The organism is Prevotella merdae (assembly GCF_900290275.1).
Taxonomy (GTDB): domain Bacteria; phylum Bacteroidota; class Bacteroidia; order Bacteroidales; family Bacteroidaceae; genus Prevotella; species Prevotella merdae.
This window is the reverse complement of record NZ_LT985324.1, coordinates 1-20418: the sequence shown is the minus strand read 5'-3', so window position 1 is coordinate 20418 and position 20418 is coordinate 1. Positions and strand designations below refer to the sequence as shown.

The 20418-nt window shown below is 45.2% G+C and carries 14 protein-coding genes; 7 read left to right on the top strand and 7 right to left on the bottom strand.

The window, feature by feature from the left end; translation table 11 throughout:
- Nucleotides 1-145: 145 nt before the first annotated feature.
- The 4 genes from C9991_RS06385 to C9991_RS06370 all read left to right on the top strand — a co-directional run bounded on the left by C9991_RS06385 (nucleotide 146) and on the right by C9991_RS06370 (nucleotide 5781).
- On the top strand, nucleotides 146-1987 hold the full coding sequence (locus tag C9991_RS06385; protein WP_106811780.1) for a sensor histidine kinase: 1842 nt from the start codon (nucleotides 146-148) through the stop codon (nucleotides 1985-1987).
- A gap of 4 nt (nucleotides 1988-1991) precedes the next feature.
- Nucleotides 1992-2624, top strand: a complete 633-nt coding sequence (locus C9991_RS06380; protein ID WP_106811779.1) for a response regulator transcription factor — start codon at nucleotides 1992-1994, stop codon at nucleotides 2622-2624.
- A gap of 168 nt (nucleotides 2625-2792) precedes the next feature.
- On the top strand, nucleotides 2793-3005 hold the full coding sequence (locus C9991_RS06375; protein WP_106811778.1) for a response regulator transcription factor: 213 nt from the start codon (nucleotides 2793-2795) through the stop codon (nucleotides 3003-3005).
- 25 nt (nucleotides 3006-3030) lie between these two features.
- Nucleotides 3031-5781 (top strand): hypothetical protein, encoded by a 2751-nt coding sequence (locus C9991_RS06370; RefSeq protein ID WP_157949383.1) that lies wholly within the window; start codon nucleotides 3031-3033, stop codon nucleotides 5779-5781.
- 107 nt (nucleotides 5782-5888) lie between these two features.
- Here C9991_RS06370 and ltrA read toward each other — a convergent pair whose 3' ends face one another.
- Complete coding sequence (gene ltrA / locus C9991_RS06365; RefSeq protein ID WP_106810824.1) at nucleotides 5889-7295, bottom strand: group II intron reverse transcriptase/maturase; 1407 nt, start codon at nucleotides 7293-7295, stop codon at nucleotides 5889-5891.
- Nucleotides 7296-8020: 725 nt separating this feature from the next.
- Here ltrA and C9991_RS06360 point away from each other — a divergent pair.
- The gene (locus C9991_RS06360) at nucleotides 8021-8293 is read left to right on the top strand and encodes a co-chaperone GroES (protein WP_106811776.1); all 273 of its coding nucleotides are present in this window, start codon (nucleotides 8021-8023) and stop codon (nucleotides 8291-8293) included.
- A gap of 36 nt (nucleotides 8294-8329) precedes the next feature.
- Nucleotides 8330-9961 (top strand): chaperonin GroEL, encoded by a 1632-nt coding sequence (gene groL, locus C9991_RS06355; RefSeq protein WP_106811775.1) that lies wholly within the window; start codon nucleotides 8330-8332, stop codon nucleotides 9959-9961.
- Between the two features lie 164 nt (nucleotides 9962-10125).
- Here the strand turns inward: groL and C9991_RS06350 are convergent, their stop codons facing one another.
- From C9991_RS06350 to C9991_RS06325, 6 genes are all read right to left on the bottom strand, one after another.
- A complete protein-coding gene (locus C9991_RS06350; protein WP_106811774.1) occupies nucleotides 10126-10701 on the bottom strand; it encodes a chromate transporter in 576 nt (191 codons plus the stop codon).
- Between the two features lie 180 nt (nucleotides 10702-10881).
- Nucleotides 10882-11418, bottom strand: coding sequence for a chromate transporter (locus tag C9991_RS06345; RefSeq protein WP_106811773.1), 537 nt, complete (start codon nucleotides 11416-11418; stop codon nucleotides 10882-10884).
- Nucleotides 11419-11527: 109 nt separating this feature from the next.
- A complete protein-coding gene (purL, locus tag C9991_RS06340; protein ID WP_106811772.1) occupies nucleotides 11528-15268 on the bottom strand; it encodes a phosphoribosylformylglycinamidine synthase in 3741 nt (1246 codons plus the stop codon).
- Nucleotides 15269-15390: 122 nt separating this feature from the next.
- Nucleotides 15391-16851, bottom strand: a complete 1461-nt coding sequence (locus C9991_RS06335) for a CCA tRNA nucleotidyltransferase (RefSeq protein ID WP_106811771.1) — start codon at nucleotides 16849-16851, stop codon at nucleotides 15391-15393.
- 182 nt (nucleotides 16852-17033) lie between these two features.
- On the bottom strand, nucleotides 17034-18029 hold the full coding sequence (locus tag C9991_RS06330) for a DUF4435 domain-containing protein (protein ID WP_106811770.1): 996 nt from the start codon (nucleotides 18027-18029) through the stop codon (nucleotides 17034-17036).
- A 5-nt stretch (nucleotides 18030-18034) separates the two neighbouring features.
- Nucleotides 18035-18865, bottom strand: coding sequence for an AAA family ATPase (locus C9991_RS06325; RefSeq protein ID WP_106811769.1), 831 nt, complete (start codon nucleotides 18863-18865; stop codon nucleotides 18035-18037).
- 472 nt (nucleotides 18866-19337) lie between these two features.
- On the opposite strand from C9991_RS06325, the gene C9991_RS06320 reads away from it, so the two are divergent.
- A complete protein-coding gene (locus tag C9991_RS06320) occupies nucleotides 19338-20165 on the top strand; it encodes an AraC family transcriptional regulator (RefSeq protein ID WP_198643760.1) in 828 nt (275 codons plus the stop codon).
- Nucleotides 20166-20418: the final 253 nt, after the last annotated feature.

Here is a 20418-nt window from a genome sequence, read left to right as displayed (position 1 = left end):
AGATGCATGAAAATGCAGTTTACAGGTGCATCACTCAAAAAATATGGTCAATAGTATTTATCGCCACCTATTTCTTGTATATCCCAATTTAATTAAATAAATTTGCACAGACATCAATTTAACAACCTCATCAAACAAATACAATATGCGCAGACATCTAAACCTTATTATATTTGCAACTCTTATAGTATCGCTGGCAGCATGCAACAGCAAGCCTACGGTTACACAGGAACAATCCAAAGCAGAAAGTTTGCTGAATGCGGCAAGTGAACTTACAGCTATGTCACGACCCGACTCTGCCTTGACCTTGCTCGACTCTGTGCTTAACCTCAACGGCATTGACGATACTGTGCACGCAATGGCTGTAGGCGAGAAGGCTAACAACATGCTTATTCTTGGACGTATGGCAGATGCCTTGCCTCTTTGCAGACAGGCTATTAGCGAGGGAGAACGTATTGGAAACGACGAGGTACTGATTAACCAATACTCTACATGTGGCATAGTATACCGACGATTGGGACTTGCCGATTCGGCTATGTGGGCTTACCAACACGGCATTGAGGTGTCGAAACGCGTGGGACTGAAAGATTATGTGGCAAACCTATATAATAATATTGCTGTGATGTTCGTAGAGACCGACCGCCTAAAAGAAGGTATCAGCTATGCCGAAGAGGCTACACGATGGGCTACAGAGGCAAAGGATACGGTAGAGCTGTTCTCTGCATTGGCAACAAAAGCCTCGGCTCTTCTTAAGCAAAACGATTATAAGGGAGCTCGACAGACTATTGCGCCCCACTTTGATGAGATATTGGGCACAGGCTCTACCCCACTGGCATTGAAGACAGCATCGCCTATGTTGCAATCGTGTGTAAAGTTGGGACTGATAGACGAGGCTGATAGTTATCTACGTAAGCTGCAACCTGTTATGCAAAAGGTTGAACCTGCAAGCAACGGGTCTTTGGGTATACTCGAGATTGAGGCTGCCCTTATGCACGCACAACATAATTACAATGGCGAACTGGCTTTATGGAATCGCATTGAGACGCTGTGCAAAACTAATCAGGGAGTTCCGCAACAGCGCATAATGTGGTCGAAGGCTGAGTGTATGCGACTAACTGGCAACACCAACGAAGCTCTGAGATACATGAGAGAGGCTTACAACATTGCCGACTCAACCAAGAATAGCGACGTGAACAGACAATTGTCTGAGTTTAGCGTGCGCTACAACACCCAGCAAAAGGAACTGCAGATTGTGAAACTGAACCAAGAGAAAGCCACCGAGCGTGCAAGACTTATGACCGTTGTGCTTGTTCTTGCTGTAACATCTATGCTTCTTGCCTTCGGCATTGTACTGATATTGTACAAGCGACGCATAGCAAACCAACGCTACGAACTTAATCTGCGACGCAAATACATAGAGGGATTAGAGAGCGAGAGAGCACGACTGGCACGTGAACTGCACGATGGTGTATGCAACGACTTGCTGGGATTACAGATACTTATGACTACAAGTGACAAGGAACAAACAATACCTATATTGAAGGATATTATGATTGGAGTTAGACAAATATCTCACGACCTTATGCCTCCACGCTTTGCTCATGCCGACATTGCCAAGGTGGCAGCCGACTATGTGACACATTATCCTCTTGCCAATTGCAAAATCAACTTCCAAGCAACCGATACAGACCGCTGGCAACATATCGACCAGGCTAAAGCTTTCGAAATCTACCGCATAGTGCAAGAACTTATGGGCAACATTGCCAAGCACGCCAATGCACATATTATTAATGTGTATATGACATACGAGAAATGGGGACAGATTGTGCTTGAGGTAGAAAACGATGGTGCCCAACCTCAACTAAAGGATTCGACCAACGGTATTGGGTTATACACTACTACAGACCGTGTGCTCGGAATGAATGGAGAGATTAAACGCTCGGAGACTAACGGTATGTACAAGGTAGAAATAAAACTTAACTCGTAAACAAATGAACAAGATTATAGAACACGCGGCAAACATACTTGTTGTAGACGACCATCCCATTGTGCGAAAAGGCATTGCCGCACTACTCTGCCATACTGCATCTTATATCACCGAGGCTTCGTGCGCTGCCGAAGCCGCAGACATATCAAGAACACATAATATCGACATTGCTGTAATTGACATTGACTTGCCCGACGCTAATGGCTTGGAGCTTATAACACGCCTGCGTTCCACCAAGCCACAAATGCGCTTCGTGGTGTACACAATGCACGAGGAACCATGGATTATAGGCGAACTACAGGATGCCAATGTGCAGGCTATTGTGCTTAAAGGCGACGATCCGTATGAACTGCAAATGGCGGTGGAGTCGGTAAAGATTGGCATTGAATACTATTCTTCAAGATTTAAGAAGTGCGCCGCAAATGCATCAGGATACCTTACCGAACGCGAGATGGAAGTATTGCAGATGATGTGCGACGGCTTGTCGAGCAAGCAGATTGCAGAAGGGATGTGTGTAAGCGAGAACACCATAGAATATCATCGCAAACAAATACTAAGACGCATCGGTGCAAAGAATAATGTGCAGGCCGTAAGCATTGCATTGAAAGAAGGATTGCTACCTATGAGAAAACATTAAAAAAAAATTGTCTTTTTTGCCTTAATACACTACGGATATCCATAGGAACAACCTACGGAAAATAATAGTTTTTAATGACTTTACATCTGATTACAACACAAATATTCGTGTACTTGCTTTTTTGTTTCTAATTTTGTATAGTCTTAGAAGAAAAAAGAACCAATATTTATGACAGATATAAAGGCCATTATAACAAAACGCGAAATGGAGATTCTTAACCTCCTATCACGCGGTATGAGCAGCAACGAGATTGCTGCCAAGCTCTTTATATCGCATCATACCGTGGACTTTCATCGCCGTCAACTTATGCAGAAGACTGGCTCTAAAAACATTGCCGACCTAATTGGCAATGCTTTTAGATTGGGCATTTTGTCTAAATAACAACTAACCCAAAACTATTATATATATGAAACACATTTCCCCTATTTTGGCAAGCATTGCCTTGCTTGCAAGTTTGGGCGCAGTGGCTCAAAACACTCCACGTATGCCTATGCCCGTACCTGGCATTAATGTACAACAGTTATATATGGCGCATCAGAAAAAAGCCAATGATATGGCTAAGAAGAGCGACCGTATATACATTCCTACAACTCCTGGCGTAAGAGTGATGTCGCAGGCTGAGACTGCACGTGCAGAAGCAAAAACTAAGGAGACTGTAAAGAAGACTCTGATAACAAAGATGGAGATGACCTCCGACAATGGCAGAAGAGAATACTGCAACGTGACATACAACGAATACGGACACTTCAAGACTCTCGACTACGGAACATACAAGATGCTGTACGACTACGAATATGGCTATGGCAACCATTGGACAAAGAAGACTGTAACAAGGGTGGATGGCAACTATTCTATAGTGGAGAGCAAGGAAGAACGTACGCTCGACAATCAAGGACGAGTTATATCTATTAAGCGCTACGAACAAGCAGACGAGAAGATGGTTCTTGCAAGCGAGGAAGCATACGAGTATACACACAATGCTGACGGTATGCTTGTAAAGCAGATGGTGTATAACATATATGATGGCTCTGTTAATTCTGGTTTGATTCGCCAATGGTTTGCTCCTACAAAGAGCTATGTGGAGGCTGAGTGGCACAATTACAGCGAGAAATTAGAGCTTAGCATTGGGGCCGACTATTATGAGGTTAAGTGTTACGAAGTAACTTATCCCGACTACGATAATTATGTACTTACAAGAACTGAACGCCACTACTACACTGCAGACGGCAAAGAGTGCGGCAACGAACTGACTAGGTATAATAACGGAAAGATTGAAAGTAAAGAGGGTTCGAAGACTGAATATCAGTACAACACTCCCGAAAAGGGCTACACCACAACTATAACCAACCGTATCGACGAGAACGGAATGTGGACTAAAGCCAAGAAGACCATAGCTACCGACAACTATGAAGACCCTCTTATTCCTTTCAGCGGATCGCGTTCGGAAAAAGAATATTTGTACAACAGCAACGATGACTCATGGGAGCTACTACGTTCGTGCACCAAGGAGTGGACGGAGCAAGGCTATCTCAAGCAAGTGGAAGTAGACAATGAGTATGAGGACGAATCGGGTACATATTATTATATGTATGATGACAAGGGCAAGGAGATTGGCTGTGTATATCCATTCGGCAATGGCGACTATGTGTTAGAAGTAGAAGAAGACACTGAAGAAAGCAAAGACATATACACCTGCTTCTACACCTTCTACGACAAGAAGGGCAACATCACACGACAGATTAAATACGTAGAGAATCAGAGCCACAAAGACGAGTATACCAATACAGAAGCTAAAGGAACCTTCTATGAACTGAAGAACGGCACATGGCAGATTCTATCTGGCAAGATTTCTATCGGTGATGGCGACAACCATCTGGAAGCCACACTCAACGAAAAGGGTTGGGTTACGGAGTCGATAGAATACGAAAACGGAACTATCAATAATCGTTCTGTATACGAATATTCACCATCGGGATATACCGAGACCTCATACCGTATTCTTGGCGGCCAACTGAACAAGAGCAGCCTTACCTCTTTGTCGAAGGACGCTAAGGGTACATACACCTATGTGCATTATATATACGATGCAATGGGCAATGTTACCTGGGCACGAAAGCATGTCACTTATGCCAATGGTATAAAAGAGATATATTATTGGGATGATGACAGACGCGACTTTGGCAATGCTTATGCCTCTGCCACAGATCTCGTAAGCACTGACGACAATGGTGTAAAAACTACCATATACCGCAAATTAGACCCTGACACCAACACCGTAGTTGAGACTGGAAAACGGGAGGAATACAGTAAAGACAATCTCCACTGGTACGCAAGTTACAGAAAAGAAGACGGCAAATGGGTGGGCGAATACAAAGAAGAAAGCATAACATCCGACAAAATATCTTTCAAGGTGAACCCTTTACAGCAGCCGCTTAAGGTAAACGATGAGTACTTCAGCTACACAGATATGGATAATGTATACCCGCTCGAGACTGAGGTTAATCTCCAAATTGTCTATTATTGGAATAACGGTGAATGGAAGATTAGAACAAAGTCGGGTTATGAATACTCAGTAGACGGCGACAAGTATACAGAGAAACAAATCGATATACGTAGCGAAGAAAACGGTTACTATTCGGAGAGAACGATAGTAAGTGAGACTACACGCGACGCCAACTACAACATTGTGGAAAGTAATACCATCCAAACCGAAATAACAAAGGAGCCTCAATATGATGAAGCTACTGAAGGTATGGTGGTTAAGACATCCAAGCACAATGTGCACGAAGCTCCCACATACTACACATACGATAGCGAGCAGCGTCTAACGAAAGAGGTGTTTGAGAACTATAACACCGACTACTTGGCAAATAATCCTCAACGCCATTTTACTGGACGCGAGACAACGGTATACTATTATGCCGAGATGGACGTAATTAATGCTATCGACAATGTAAATGCCAATAATGCACAACCTGTGTTTGCTGTCAACGGACGCAACATCTGTCTTGTTAATGCATCGTCTACCGCAATGAGTCTGTACACTATTGACGGACAAATTGTGACTACATCAAACGATGGACAACTTACTGTACCTAACAATGGCATGTATATTGTTAAGGCAGGAAACTTAAAGGCCAAGGTTGTTGTGAAATAATAACTGTTCATCCGAATCGAGTAGGAGGAAAACGAAGCAGTTTTCTTCCTACTTTCGTTTTCCGACCTCTCACACCACCGTACGTGCGGTTCCGCATACGGCGGTTCCTATTTTGGATACCATTCGAGATACGCCTCCATTAAAGTAGCATACCCTGCGGAGCGTAGTTTATTGTTATCTATCGCCCTTTTTAGAACAGGGCTGTCAGCTATTCGCCAATAGCCCTTGCGAGTGTTACCCCATTCGTATGCTTGGTATTTATTGATACCGCATCTAATGAGGTTTGCCACTTTTGTCTTGACTTTCTTCCAAGCTTTCCATATACACATGCGTATTCTACGTCTTAACCATTCGTCTGTTACAAGCAAGAGACGCTTCATATTGGCAAAGTGATAATAGCCGACCCAACCTCGTATGTATTCTTTCAGCTTCTGCTTTCTCTTGGCATATCCCCATCCATTGCTGCGGTTTGTCAGTTCTTTCAACCTTGACTTCATCTTGGCTTTGGACTTTGGGTGCACCGTGAGTTGGCATTCGCCTTTCATCACATAAAAGGAGTAGCCGAGGTATTTCACTCCGCGCACATACGACACTACGGTCTTTTCCTTGTTGACTTTGAGATATAGAGTATTCTCTATAAATCGGGTTATAGACTCCTTCACTCGCATTGCAGCCCTTTTGGACTTGCAGAATATCATCGAGTCATCGGCATAGCGCACAAAGGGGAGTTCTCTGCGTTCAAGTTCCTTGTCCAATTCGTTGAGCATTATGTTACTCAACAATGGACTTAGCGGACCGCCTTGGGGAGTTCCTTCCTCGCTCGCTTCAAACAAACCTTTGTTCATTACACCACTTCGGAGATATTTGTGTATAAGACTGACCACTCTGCCGTCTTTTATCGTACGGCTGAGGATTTCTATGAGTTTGCTATGGCTCACCGTGTCGAAGAAGCGTTCAAGGTCAAGGTCGACTACATATATGTAGCCTTCGTTGACTATCCTTCGCGCTCCTCGTAGTGCGTCATGGCATCCTCTTCTCGGACGGAAGCCGTAGCTCGTCTTGGAGAATTGGTTCTCATAGATGGGAGTCAATACTTGGTTGATGGCTTGTTGCACCAGACGGTCTACTACTGTAGGTATTCCCAACAGGCGCATCTTGCCATTGTCCTTGGGTATTTCTACCCTTTTTACTGGGTTCGGACGGTAAGAACCGTCCATCAAGGAACGGGTGAGTTCATCCTTATTGGTCAGGAGCCATGGGAACAATTGCTCGCACGACATCTTGTCGATACCACCACAGCCCTTGTTTCTCATAACTGCTTTGTATGCTCGATTGAGATTTGTGGGACTAAGAATTTGCTCGAAAAGGTGTTCCTTGTCGAATGGTACTTCCACGATGTTGTCTTCACACATCCACATGAAGGTCTGCACTCCCCCATACCATTCGGTTTCCGACCTATTTCTTTGGGGGCAGCCATTAACTTGGGATAATGTTTTCTGCATTCTTTCCTTCATAAGGTATGTTTCAATTACTATCGTTTAATTGTTAGGTTCAGCCCTTCGTGCAACGTTATCGATTGTTGCACTACTATGACGTCTGCTGACTTCTCACGGCAAGCTTTACTCCACTTCTTTCGTAAAAACAACTATTTGAAGCGTCCGTGAGACCTCCTCGGATAAGGGCGTTGTCTTTCCATCTTATACCTACTTCATTTACACCGACCGTTCCGAATAGCTATTGGGCTTTGGTTTGAATAGCAACCTCACCCACGGTCACATGCCTTATATGAAGTTTCTGTCCGTTAGGTCAGATGTTTGTCTTGGGCTTCCTTCAGATTTCATCTCGCGATGAACACCCTTGCCTTTGACTATGCAATTCCCGCTATTAGGGCTTGCTCGGGACTTTCACCCGTTAGACAATGCTCATGCCGAGCGTACTATTTATAATGTCCCCCTTGCTCAGCTTTGCCGAGTGAGGAGGACATTCTTATTTTCTAGTAAAACCTACCACCCCCTACCCTATTATCTACGGTTCTCTTACCTTAAATAATATGTATATACTGAAAAATTGTCATAACCTTATGCCAATTTGTGCATCCATGCAGAACATTTGTCTGACGTATAATCTATACTTTAAGTTTTTGGCACGCTTTTAGCTATATCGTTTGCGAAAGACGTTCGGTTATAATATCGTTCGCAAACAATATATAGAATAATAAAAACTTAAAAACATAAGAATTATGAACATTAAACCATTAGCAGACAGAGTGCTTGTACTTCCTGCACAGGCAGAAGAGAAAGTTGGCGGAATCATCATTCCTGATACAGCAAAAGAGAAACCACAGCACGGTACTATCGTTGCCGCCGGCAATGGCACTAAGGATGAAGAAATGATTCTTAAAGAGGGCGACGAGGTTCTCTACGGCAAATATTCAGGCACAGAGCTTGAGGTTGAGGGAACAAAATACCTCATCATGCGTCAAAGCGACGTTCTCGCTGTAGTTAAGAAATAATAATTCAAAACTCAAAATTCAAAACTCATAAAAATTATGGCTAAAGAAATTAAATACAATATAGATGCACGCGATCTGTTGAAGAACGGTGTCGACAAATTGGCTAACGCTGTTAAGGTGACACTTGGTCCTAAGGGCCGCAACGTTGTTATCGAGAAGAAGTTTGGTGCTCCTCAGATTACTAAGGACGGTGTAACCGTTGCTAAGGAAGTGGAGCTCGAGGACAAGTTCGAGAATACAGGTGCTCAGCTTGTTAAGAGCGTTGCAAGCAAGACTGGTGATGACGCTGGTGATGGTACAACTACCGCTACCATCCTTACTCAGGCTATCGTTACAGAAGGCTTGAAGAACGTTACTGCAGGTGCCAATCCTATGGACCTTAAGCGTGGTATCGACAAGGCTGTTGCAGCTGTTGTTGCTCACATTAAGAAAACAGCCCAGGAGGTTGACGACAACTACGACAAGATTGAGCAGGTAGCTACTGTTTCTGCCAACAACGATCCTGAGATTGGTAAGCTCTTGGCAGACGCTATGCGCAAGGTATCTAAGGATGGTGTTATCACTATCGAGGAGAGCAAGAGCCGTGACACAAGCATCGGTGTTACAGAGGGTATGCAGTTCGACCGTGGCTACTTGAGTGGCTACTTCGTTACAGATGCCGACAAGATGGAGTGCGTTATGGACAACCCATACATCCTTATCTACGACAAGAAGATAAGCAACCTCAAGGACCTTCTGCCTATCCTGCAGCCTGCTGCTGAGAGCGGACGTCCAATGTTGATTATTGCTGAGGATGTAGACTCTGAGGCTCTTACCACATTGGTAGTAAACCGTCTGCGTGGTGGCTTGAAGATTTGCGCAGTTAAGGCTCCTGCCTTTGGCGATCGTCGTAAGGCAATGCTTGAGGATATCGCTACACTTACTGGTGGTGTTGTTATCAGCGAGGAGAAGGGTCTGTCTTTGGACAAGGCTACACTCGACCTCTGCGGTACTTGCGAGAAGGCTACTGTATCTAAGGATAATACTACTATCGTTGGTGGTGCCGGTCAAAAGGAACTTATTGCCGATCGTGTTGCTCAGATCAAGAATGAGATTGCAAATGCAAAAAGCGATTACGACAAGGAGAAGCTTCAGGAACGTCTTGCCAAACTCGCAGGTGGCGTAGCAGTTCTCTACGTTGGTGCTAACAGCGAGGTTGAGATGAAAGAGAAGAAGGATCGTGTTGACGATGCACTCTGCGCTACTCGTGCAGCTATGGAGGAAGGTGTTGTTGTAGGTGGTGGTACTACTTACATCCGTGCCCAGAAGACTCTTGAGAACCTCAAAGGCGATAATGCAGACGAGCAGACTGGTATCAACATCGTACGTCGTGCCATAGAGGAACCACTTCGTCAGATTGTTAAGAACGCTGGTGGCGAAGGTGCTGTAGTTGTTCAGAAGGTTCGCGAGGGCGAAGGTGACTTTGGCTACAACGCTCGCAAGGATGTTTATGAAGATTTGCGTGCAGCTGGCGTTATCGATCCAGCTAAGGTAGAGCGTGTTGCTCTTGAGAATGCTGCTTCTATAGCAGGTATGTTCCTCACTACCGAATGCCTTATCTGTGACAAGCCTGAGGATAAAGCTCCGGCTATGCCTATGGGACAAGGTGGCATGGGTGGCATGATGTAAACCCATACCAATAGGCTTTTAAAAGCCCATAGATGATATATTAACATAAAACCTAAAGGCGGTTTGCAAGTGTTAGAAGCACTTACAAACCGCCTTTTTTATTGTCTTGACATTCTTGCAAGACAACATATCGCTTTTTTATTAACTGTATTGTCGCGTTGTCTTTATAGCAGCATCAATCCAGCAAACGCTGCCCAGCATATCATACGTATTGGACTGATGCGCATAAATGCTATGCCTATGAAGCTGGCAATGAGTATAAACATATTTACACAAAAGTACCATGGATTGACGTCTAAAGACGAGAAGTTTTCTTTGTTGAATAATCCAAAGGATACTGCTGCAAGCATTAATCCTACTACTGCAGGACGCAGCCCACTCATAATGCTTAGCATGACGGGCGACTTTACATAACGCATTAGTAGACGGCAAAAGACTGTGGCGATTATAAACGAAGGCAACAATAGCGCTATTAATGCTGTAATGCTGCCAAGCACAGCCATACCGGCACCCATACCGGCATTGTGCACCACAGTATAGCCACAATAGGTAGCGGCATTTATGCATGTAGAACCAGGTGTTAACTGTCCTAACGACATTAGATTGAGAAACTCTGCCGACGACATCAGTGTCTGACGGTATACTATCTCGTCTTGCATAAGAGCAAACATACTGTATGCTCCGCCGAAACTAAAGAGTCCTATCTTGAAGAACGTATAAAAGAGTTGTAGAAAAAGCATATTAAGTTTTGAGTTTTGAATGTTGAGTTTTGAGTTGTTGCGCTTTGCGCAATGTTGAGTTTTGAATGTTAAGTTTTAAGTTGTCGGATTATAGTCTTCGGATTATTAAGTCCTAAATGAACAATTCGTTATCGGCTGCAAGCCGACAATTCAAAACTCAAAACTCAAAATTCAAAATTCCTATTCCGTTGGTTTAACAAGCAACCCATACAAGTAACCACCCATACCGGCAGCCACAAGCACATATATGGGGTTTACACCTATTATATATATAAGTAAGGCACTGGCTATAGGAATCCAGAAGTTGGTCCAACCTATACGAGCCGCATCGGCCAGTCGAAACACGGGGATAGCCACTATAGCTACGATGGCAGGACGTATGCCATTGAATACAGATGCCACTACAGCGTAGTCCTTAAGCTTGTTGTAGAGCAATGTCACGAGCAGTATGATGAGCAGCGAAGGCAGAACAACGCCAAGTGTAGAACATACGGCTCCTGACAGTTTCTTCAACTTATAGCCAACGAAGACGCTAAGGTTTATAGCCTGTACTCCTGGTGCTGTCTGTGCCATTACAAGTAGGTCGGCAAACTCCTCTTGTGTCAACCATTTGCGACGGTCAACCAATATGTTTTTTATGGTATGTGTCATTACATTGCCATCACCGAAGTTGGTAAGTCCAATCTTGAAGAAAGTGCGGAATAAATCAAAATTCATATAAAACCAATTCCATATATATAATAAGTCCCACTCCCAACAAGCAGTATATGCATACCGCTCCCTCCCTTCAGAGGGAGGGTTGGGAGTGGGATCTTATTATTATCTATTACTTATTATTCTCAATCCACTTACGTGCATTTACGAAAGCCTCTATCCAAGGAGTTACGTCATCCTGACGATGCTCTGCAGGATACCAAGCATTCTGCCATGGGAAGATGGCACGCTCCAAGTGAGGCATCATAGCCAAATGGCGACCATCTGCCGAGCAGATACCAGCTACATTGTAGTCTGAACCATTCGGGTTGCCAGGATATTCTGCATAGTTGTAGCGAGCCACAACATTATACTTGTCCTCTGACTCAGGCAATGAGAACTTGCCCTCGCCATGAGCTACCCAGATGCCAAGTTTGTCGCCGCTGAGTGAAGAGAACATCACACTGTTGTTTTGCGGAATCTCCAAGCCAAGGAATGTGCTCTCAAACTTGTGCGAGTTGTTGTGCAACATGCGTGTGCGTTTCTCGTGCTCAGGATTGATAAGGTTGAGCTCAACCATAAGCTGGCAACCGTTGCAGATACCGAGTGATAGAGTATCCTTGCGAGCATAGAACTTGTCGAGAGCCTCCTTAGCCTTCGGGTTGAAGAGGAATGCGCCAGCCCAACCCTTAGCCGAACCAAGAACGTCGGAGTTAGAGAATCCACCACAGAACACAATCATGTTGACATCCTCAAGAGTCTCGCGACCAGTGATAAGGTCGGTCATCATAACGTCCTTAACATCGAAGCCAGCAAGATAGAGTGAGTAAGCCATCTCGCGCTCACCATTTGTACCCTTTTCACGGATGATGGCAGACTTGATGCCTGATGCTGTGCGGCGATCGGCAGATATGCCGTAGCTCTCAAGAGAGCCCTTGAATGAGTCGTGGAACTTCATCTCCAATGGTTGTTTCTTGTAATTGTCGCGACGCTTAGCAGCACATCCGTTGAAGCTCTGGTCACGGTCGAGCAAGTAAGAAGTCTTATACCATGTATCGCGCAAAGCGTCGATATCGAAGGTATGAGTATACTCGTCCTTCTTGATAACGATGGTGCGCTCTGACGGAGTTGGATAACCAATCTTTGCGTAGCCTATACCGTTATCCTCCATATACTCCTTGAACTCATCCTTGTACTTATCCGAAACCTGAATAACAACACCTGGATTCTCAGCAAGCAACATCTTTATGATGTCGTTGCCTGCAAGATTATGGAGGTTGATGCTCATACCGCCTTCCTTGTTGGCGAAGCACATTTCAAGCAATGTAGTAATAAGACCACCTGCCGAGATGTCATGTCCTGCCATAATCCATCCCTTCTCTATCATGTCCTGAACTGCATTGAAACAGTCGGCAAAATATTCTGGGTTCTTTACGGTAGGAACATCATCGCCCACGAAGCCAAGGCTCTGTGCGAAAGCGCTACCACCAAGACGCTGCTCGTCGAATGAGAAATCGATATGATAGAGTGAAGAGTTCTTGTCGTTCACGAGAACTGGCGAAACAACCTTACGGATGTCTGAAACCTCGCCACCTGCGCTTACGATAACGGTTCCCGGAGATATAATCTTCTCGCCGTTAGGATACTGCTGGCTCAACGACAGAGAGTCCTTACCGGTAGGAACATTTACCTTCAATGCCAAACAGAACTCGCTTAATGCCTTAACAGCACTATATAGACGAGCATCCTCGCCCTTCTGCGAGCGGCAAGGCCACATCCAGTTGGCCGAGAGCGAAAGGCTGTTCATGCCATCAGCCAAAGGAGCCCAAACGATGTTAGTAAGGGCCTCGGCTACAGATAATACAGATCCAGCCTCGGGTGAAGCCAAACCTGCCTGAGGAGCATGTCCAAGAGCAGTAGCGATACCCTTCTTGCCACGGTAGTCCAGGGCTACAACACCACAGTCGGAAAGTGGCAACTGTATCTCGCCTTGGCACTGCTGGCGTGCAATTTTACCAGTTACCGAGCGGTCAACCTTATTTGTCAACCAATCCTTACATGCCACTGCCTCAAGCTGCAATACACGACTTACATATTTGTCAAGAACGTCGTCCTTGCCATTCTCCGAAGTTTCCTCATGAGTATATTCAGCATCCTTGTAGTGACGCTCTACGGTCTCGTCGCGCATAATGGTCTTTGGTGAGTGACCGAACATCTGAGCAACGTCGAGGTCGAAAGGCTTAACTCCGTCGCCCTGCTTGAATGAGAAGTGGGCGTCGCCAGTTGTCTCGCCTACTACATACAGCGGAGCACGCTCGCGCTCTGCTATGCGGCGCACGTGGTCGATATGTTTCTCGTCGATGAGCAAGCCCATACGCTCCTGGCTCTCGTTGGCAATGATTTCCTTTGACGAAAGTGTCTTGTCGCCGATAGGCAACTTTGTCATATCTATCTCGCCACCACACTCCTCAACAAGCTCCGAGAGACAGTTGAGGTGACCTGCTGATCCATGGTCATGGATACTAACTACAGGGTTGACATCTTCCTCGCAAAGTGCGCGAACCAAGTTATATGCACGCTTCTGCATCTCTGGGTTGGCACGCTGAACAGCATTAAGCTCGATACCGTTTGAATAGCGACCAGTGTCTACTGATGATACAGAGCCACCGCCAAGACCGATACGATAGTTGTCGCCACCTACTACAACAACCTTGTTGCCCTTCTGTGGTTCCTTCTTGAGGCAGTCGCGCTTGGTGCCGTAGCCTACGCCACCTGCAAGCATGATAACCTTGTCATATGCATATTTCTCCTCGCCTTCCTGATGCTCGAATGTAAGTACCGAACCGGTGATAAGTGGCTGACCAAACTTGTTACCGAAGTCTGATGCACCATTAGAAGCCTTAATAAGAATCTGCTCAGGTGTCTGATACAACCATTTGCGCACGGGCATGATGTCCTCCCAATCGCGTGTCAGGTTGTCGTCGTCCTTTAGACGTGGATAAGCTGTCATGTATACAGCTGTACCTGCAATAGGCCATGAGCCTACACCACCACCCATACGGTCGCGAATCTCACCACCTGTACCGGTAGCTGCACCGTTGAAAGGCTCTACAGTAGTTGGGAAGTTGTGGGTCTCTGCCTTAAGAGAGATTACGCTCTCTATGTCCTTCACCTGGAAATAATCAGATGTTGACTGGTCCTTTGGTGCAAACTGCTCCACAACAGGACCCTGGGCAAAAGCCACATTATCCTTATAAGCAGAGAGAATCTTATTTGGGTTCTCCTTTGTGGTCTGCTTAATCATAGCAAACAGCGACGACTCCATCTCTTTGCCGTCGATGATGAATGTGCCGCCAAATATCTTATGGCGACAGTGCTCTGAGTTGATCTGTGCGAAACCGAAGATTTCTGAGTCGGTCAATGGACGACCAAGTTCCTTCTCTATCTTGTGGAGATACTCAATCTCCTCTGACGATAGAGCCAAACCTTCCTGCTCGTTGTACTCCTCGATGTTCTCTACACGCTTGATGGGTTCAGGTTGATGATTGACTGTGAAAACAGTCTGATCCAAACCTTCATACATGCGTTGAAGCATCGGGTCGTGGTCGGCATCCTTCGAGCTTACTGGGAAGTACTCCTCAATACGCGAAATGCCGTGGAGGCTCATATTCTGAGTTATCTCTACGGCATTCGTACTCCATGGAGTAATCATTTCGCGGCGTGGACCCACAAAGAATCCTTCGACAGTCTCACCCTCTATGAGAGTGGCACCGCCGTAAAGCCAACACAGTTCATTGATCTCGTCTTGAGAGAGCTTGTGATCCACTTCTGTGGCAATCACGCTCTTGCTTGGAGTCATGAAAAATAAAATCATACTGCTTGTATAGTGTTTTGGAAATTAAATTCTGATTTGTCTGCAAAGTTACTACTTTTTTTATATATAAGTACGCTTTTGCGGCAAAAGGATTAAATAATTTAGGGTTGAGCCTATTGCCATTATGCTTTAGGCAATGGCTCAAGTCCCATTTCTTTGGCTTTGGCTGTAAGCAACTCCATCAGCGGCTCGTGTTCGTTGGCCACTCTATTGTCCAGTACAGCGTCCTTAAGATATTGTTTTAGCTGTCCAACCTCCCTACAAGGCTTCAGTCCAAACAGTTCCATTATCTCGTTGCCGTCTACTACGGGTTGCAGCAGACGTTTATAGTCGCGCTCCTTAAGGTCGGCAAGTTTCTCGCGCACCATGCGGAAGTTTTCTCTGAATTGCTTCTTCCTCACCTCGTTCTTCGATGTGATATCGGCCTCGCACAGAGTCATCAAGTCGTCGATATCATCGCCAGCATCGTTCATCAGTCGTCTTACAGCCGAGTCGGTCACCTCCTCGTCGGCTATTACTATTGGGCGCATGTGCAGGTCCACAAGTTTCTCCACATATTTCATCTTGGCATCCATAGGCAACTTCATGCGTCGGAATATCGACGGAATCATCTTTGCGCCAAGATAGTTGTGGTTATGGAATGTCCAACCAGCAGCCGGTTCCCATCGTTTCGACTTAGGCTTGCCTATATCGTGGAACAAAGCCGCCCAGCGCAACCATAGGTTGTCGCTGTTCTTTGCCACATTGTCCACCACCTCCAGCGTATGGTAGAAGTTGTTCTTATGTGCTCTTCCGTTGCGTGTCTCCACCACATCAAGGGCTGCAAGCTCAGGAATAATAAGTTGCAACAGTCCGCATCGCTGCAATTCCACAAATCCTCTACTGGGCTGAGGTGTCTTCATTATCTTGTTCAGCTCATCGGCTATGCGCTCGCCACTTACAATCTTTATGCGCTCGGCATTACGTCCAAGGGCGTCGAATGTTTCCTCGTCGATAAAGAAGCGCAGCTGTGCCGAGAACCTTACACATCTCATCATGCGCAATGGGTCGTCAGAGAATGTAATGTCTGGGTCGAGTGGTGTGCGTATAATACCGTCTTCAAGGTCGTAGATACCGTCAAAAGGGTCTACCAATTCGCCAAAACGGTCCTTGTTCAAACATACAGCCATGGCGTTTATAGTAAAGTCTCTACGGTTCTGATCGTCTTCCAGTGTGCCATCCTCAACAACTGGCTTGCGCGAGTTGCGGTCGTAACTCTCGCGACGTGCCCCTACAAATTCCACTTCCGTGTCATAATACTTCACCTGGGCTGTGCCGAAGTTGCGGTATACAGCCAAATGTGCACGCGGCTTGCCATTCTTTGGATTTACACCAAGTTTCTTTTGCAGAGCCTTTGCCACATCAATGCCGCTGCCTACCACCACAACATCTATGTCGTTGGTGGGTCGTTCCAGGAATATATCGCGTACGTATCCGCCTACAAGATAACACTCTACATGCATCTCGTCGGCCACTTCGCCTATCTTATGAAAAATCTTCTTGTCGAGTATCTGTGCCAGTTCGGCATCACTATATAACTTCATGTCTTTATATTGCAATACTATAATCGAGCACAAAGGTACAAAAAAATACTGAATTTTTAGTGCAAAACCATAGCATCTATATCAACTAATAGTATCATTTATATCAACAATCGCCATCGTTTATATCAACAATCGCCATCGTTTATATCAACAACCGCCATCGTTTATATCAACAGCCGCTATCATTCTATCCTTTTTTCCAGGTCTGCCACAATTCTCTTATACTGTTCCGAAGCCGTAAACCCAATATTGCGTCTCATCATAAGCTGCACATCCGCAACGCTCGACGAGTAGCACGACATCTCGTTGTTGTACTGTGTGGAGTGAACACTCTGGCGCGAGATTTCGCGCTCACGTTCACGCATAAGCTGGTTGCACACCTTCTTTAACAGCGGCAAAACAATCTTGTCGAACAGGAAATGACCCTGAATATACATGTATGTCTGCGCCGGAACCACCCCCAGCTGCTTCAGCTCTTCCTTTATCTTGAGATAACTCTCCTTGGCATCCGGATGCTGACGCTGCAAGATGTTGATGCGATGGCCTACTCTACGGCGCAATGTGGCAAGCTGTTCGGCTGCCGTATCGGGCGATATATTGCCCATCTCTATGGCACGAAGAAAGTCGGTTATCGAAAACTTCTGCGTAGACGATGTGCGATACGACCATATATTCCATACAAACAGCGGGAATATAGCTGTAGAGAACTCGCTCAGAAATGTCTCGAAGTTGAATTTTGAGCTGTCGTTCAGCGTTACAGCCACACATATATCATGCAACGATGGGGCATAACATTGCATATTCTCTATGGCATAGGCATAAGTATGGAATATGTATGGACTCTCCAATATGGTTTTCGATGTAGGTGTAGCGCCCTGTTGCAGATAGTCGTAGTCGGCATCCACACACGCTATCATATCCTTGCCAATGGCGCCACCCGATATCAGACTCATTATAGCCGCCTTCTTGCCGCGTTCAAGATGCTCCAACCTTGATGGCAACATCACCTCAAAGTAGCGCTCATCATTCTCAAAACGGTTCAATATTGCACGCCAAAAGAACACGTCATCATAGCTCTCTACATATGCCACGATGCGTCGGCGCGCCTTCTGCGAGTTAAGGCGGTTGGCGGCTTCTATATATTGCGACGTTATGCTGTCGCGGAGTCGTTTAGCCATAATCCTTAGATTTGGTCAGTAATATCGCTCACTTCTGTCACTCTATCGGCCCATCCGTTCATTATCACGGCTGGCGAGTGTGTGGTCAATATTATCTGCACGTTGGGGTTAAGTGTCAGAATAAGGTCTATCAGCCTCTGCTGCCAGTCCACATGCAGGCTCACCTCGGGCTCGTCCATAAAGAGCACGTATGGTTGCTGGTCCTCCACAAGCACCGTAAGCATTATCACAAGCATCTGCTTCTCGCCGCTCGACAACTGATAAGGCGTTAGCGTCTCGCCTATTTGCGAGAATCTTATCTCGTTCTCGGTACGTACAATGTGCTTTCCAGTCTCTGCAAACAAGTCGTCTATAAGGTCCTGGAACGTCTTCTTCGGCTCTGATATCTTCTGTGCCTTTAGTGCCGTGTCGGCGTCTCCGCTTTGCAGACAGGCTATAATACGGTTGCCAATGTTCACCTGATAGTCAAGATACTTGCGCTGAAGAAAGAACAGTTGCAGGTCAAGCTCGGTTGTCAGGTCGCTCAAGGCTGTGTTCAACTTGCCCACAGCGTCAAGATTCAGTATAGGTCTGTCAAAAGAGCGTATCACATCATATCTTATCCATTTGGCATCCTCGGGCTCTACTATAAGGTGCACACCTTTTAGCATATGGCTTGGAAATTCGCCACCCGACGCAAGCCCCTTTACCACCTTGTTCAGTATGGTACTCTTGCCCACACCGTTTATACCACTTAGTATGTTCACCTGACGGTCCAAGTTCCACACCACATGGCGACGTCCGCTCCAAAGCGACTCAATCTCTATCTGTTTGATATATTCGGCATATTTCATAATGTGCAGTTGTTTTAGATTTCTACAAATTTATAAATTAATTTGATAAAGAGTATAATGGATTCCAATATTTTTTATACCTTTGTAGTTAATTAGACTATTTTTAGCGTAAAATGTAATCTACGATTATCAGAATCGTATAAAATACGAGCCCAAACGATAATAAGTCTTAAATTTAGCCGTTATTTTTGTTAGTATATACAGAAAGTTGTATCTTTGGCATAAATATCATTAATCTGTGTGCGAATGATATAAAAACTGAATATAAATAACAAAACTTTAGTATGTTGGGATAATAAACAATACGATAAAAACCTTTTAAAGGTAAACAAAATAAGAAGATATGAATTTTTAATCGTATTTTTGCAAGAGATATGGAGCTATCCAAATATCTTTGCATAATCAACACTAATATTAAAAACAAAGAACAAAGAATTACTACAATATGGATTTGTATAAATTTGAATACAAGAGAATGAAACCAAGTGAGCAACTTCCTCTACATCGTCAAGATTCTTGGGAGCTCACATATGTTGTTTTTGGACGTGGCAAATGTGTACTCGGCGATTCGGAGAAAGACTTCGCCGCAGGTAGCCTTGCATTTGTCCCTCCACACATTCCACATTGCTGGAAGTTCGACGAAGACTGTGTGGACGAGGATGGATTGATAGGTCACTATACGCTCACATTCAAGACAGAGTTCATAGACCGTTGCGTAAGCGCCTTCCCCGAGCTTACCGACCGACTGGAGCGCGTCAAATCAATATCGTCGGTACTATCGTTCGACGAGAACACAACAAAGGTCTTGGCCGACTTCATGTCTATGATGACAAAAGAGGAAGAAAGCGAGCTCTTGCCATACTTCTTCCGTCTGTTGCTGCTATTGTCTAAGCGCGAGCAGCAGGCCACGGTGGTAGGAAGATTCTCCGAGAACGACCGCACATCCGAGCGTATTAAGCGTATCAAGGACTTTACACAGTCGCACTACGCACGCACCATAACCATCGACATGATAGCCGAGTATGTAGGCATGAACCGCTCTTCATTCTGCACCTTCTTCAAGAAGGCTACCGGACAGACCTACATCACCTACCTCAACAAGTTGCGTGTAGACCGCGCTTGCTACTTGCTGCGCCAGGGCTCATTTAATGTTACAGAGGTATGCTATATGGTAGGCTTCAACGACGTGCCCTACTTCAACCGCTGCTTTAAGAACAATCGTGGCATGTCGCCAAAGGAATATGCCGAAGGTGTTCTAACTAAGCGCCAGATGGTAACCGACCGCCAGTTTGTCAACAAATAAGCTCACCCCACATCTTATCAAATAATTATTCCAATCGGTCAAGCAAAGAGCCACACCCATACCGGCCTTTGCTTGACCGATTGTTTTTTTACAGACATCCCGAAAATACAGTAAGCAACAAGTGTTTGTCTTTTTGTAAATATGGTTGACTCCCTAAAATGTAAGTGAAATGAAAAAATCATTAGAAGAGACATTAAAGGAAGTTGAATTAAGCAAGGAGATTTATCGTCTTTATGCTTTAGAACACCTTACA

Excerpts from the sequence above, each read along its gene's own strand:
- groL (WP_106811775.1), top strand. The coding sequence starts at position 8,330 with ATGGCTAAAGAAATTAAATACAATATAGATGCACGCGATCTGTTGAAG.
- C9991_RS06380 (WP_106811779.1), top strand. The coding sequence starts at position 1,992 with ATGAACAAGATTATAGAACACGCGGCAAACATACTTGTTGTAGACGAC.
- C9991_RS06330 (WP_106811770.1), bottom strand. The coding sequence starts at position 18,029 with ATGGCTAAACGACTCCGCGACAGCATAACGTCGCAATATATAGAAGCC.
- purL (WP_106811772.1), bottom strand. The coding sequence starts at position 15,268 with ATGATTTTATTTTTCATGACTCCAAGCAAGAGCGTGATTGCCACAGAA.
- C9991_RS06370 (WP_157949383.1), top strand. The coding sequence starts at position 3,031 with ATGAAACACATTTCCCCTATTTTGGCAAGCATTGCCTTGCTTGCAAGT.
- C9991_RS06345 (WP_106811773.1), bottom strand. The coding sequence starts at position 11,418 with ATGAATTTTGATTTATTCCGCACTTTCTTCAAGATTGGACTTACCAAC.
- C9991_RS06335 (WP_106811771.1), bottom strand. The coding sequence starts at position 16,851 with ATGAAGTTATATAGTGATGCCGAACTGGCACAGATACTCGACAAGAAG.
- C9991_RS06320 (WP_198643760.1), top strand. The coding sequence starts at position 19,338 with ATGAAACCAAGTGAGCAACTTCCTCTACATCGTCAAGATTCTTGGGAG.
- C9991_RS06375 (WP_106811778.1), top strand. The coding sequence starts at position 2,793 with ATGACAGATATAAAGGCCATTATAACAAAACGCGAAATGGAGATTCTT.
- C9991_RS06385 (WP_106811780.1), top strand. The coding sequence starts at position 146 with ATGCGCAGACATCTAAACCTTATTATATTTGCAACTCTTATAGTATCG.
- C9991_RS06350 (WP_106811774.1), bottom strand. The coding sequence starts at position 10,701 with ATGCTTTTTCTACAACTCTTTTATACGTTCTTCAAGATAGGACTCTTT.
- C9991_RS06360 (WP_106811776.1), top strand. The coding sequence starts at position 8,021 with ATGAACATTAAACCATTAGCAGACAGAGTGCTTGTACTTCCTGCACAG.
- ltrA (WP_106810824.1), bottom strand. The coding sequence starts at position 7,295 with ATGAAGGAAAGAATGCAGAAAACATTATCCCAAGTTAATGGCTGCCCC.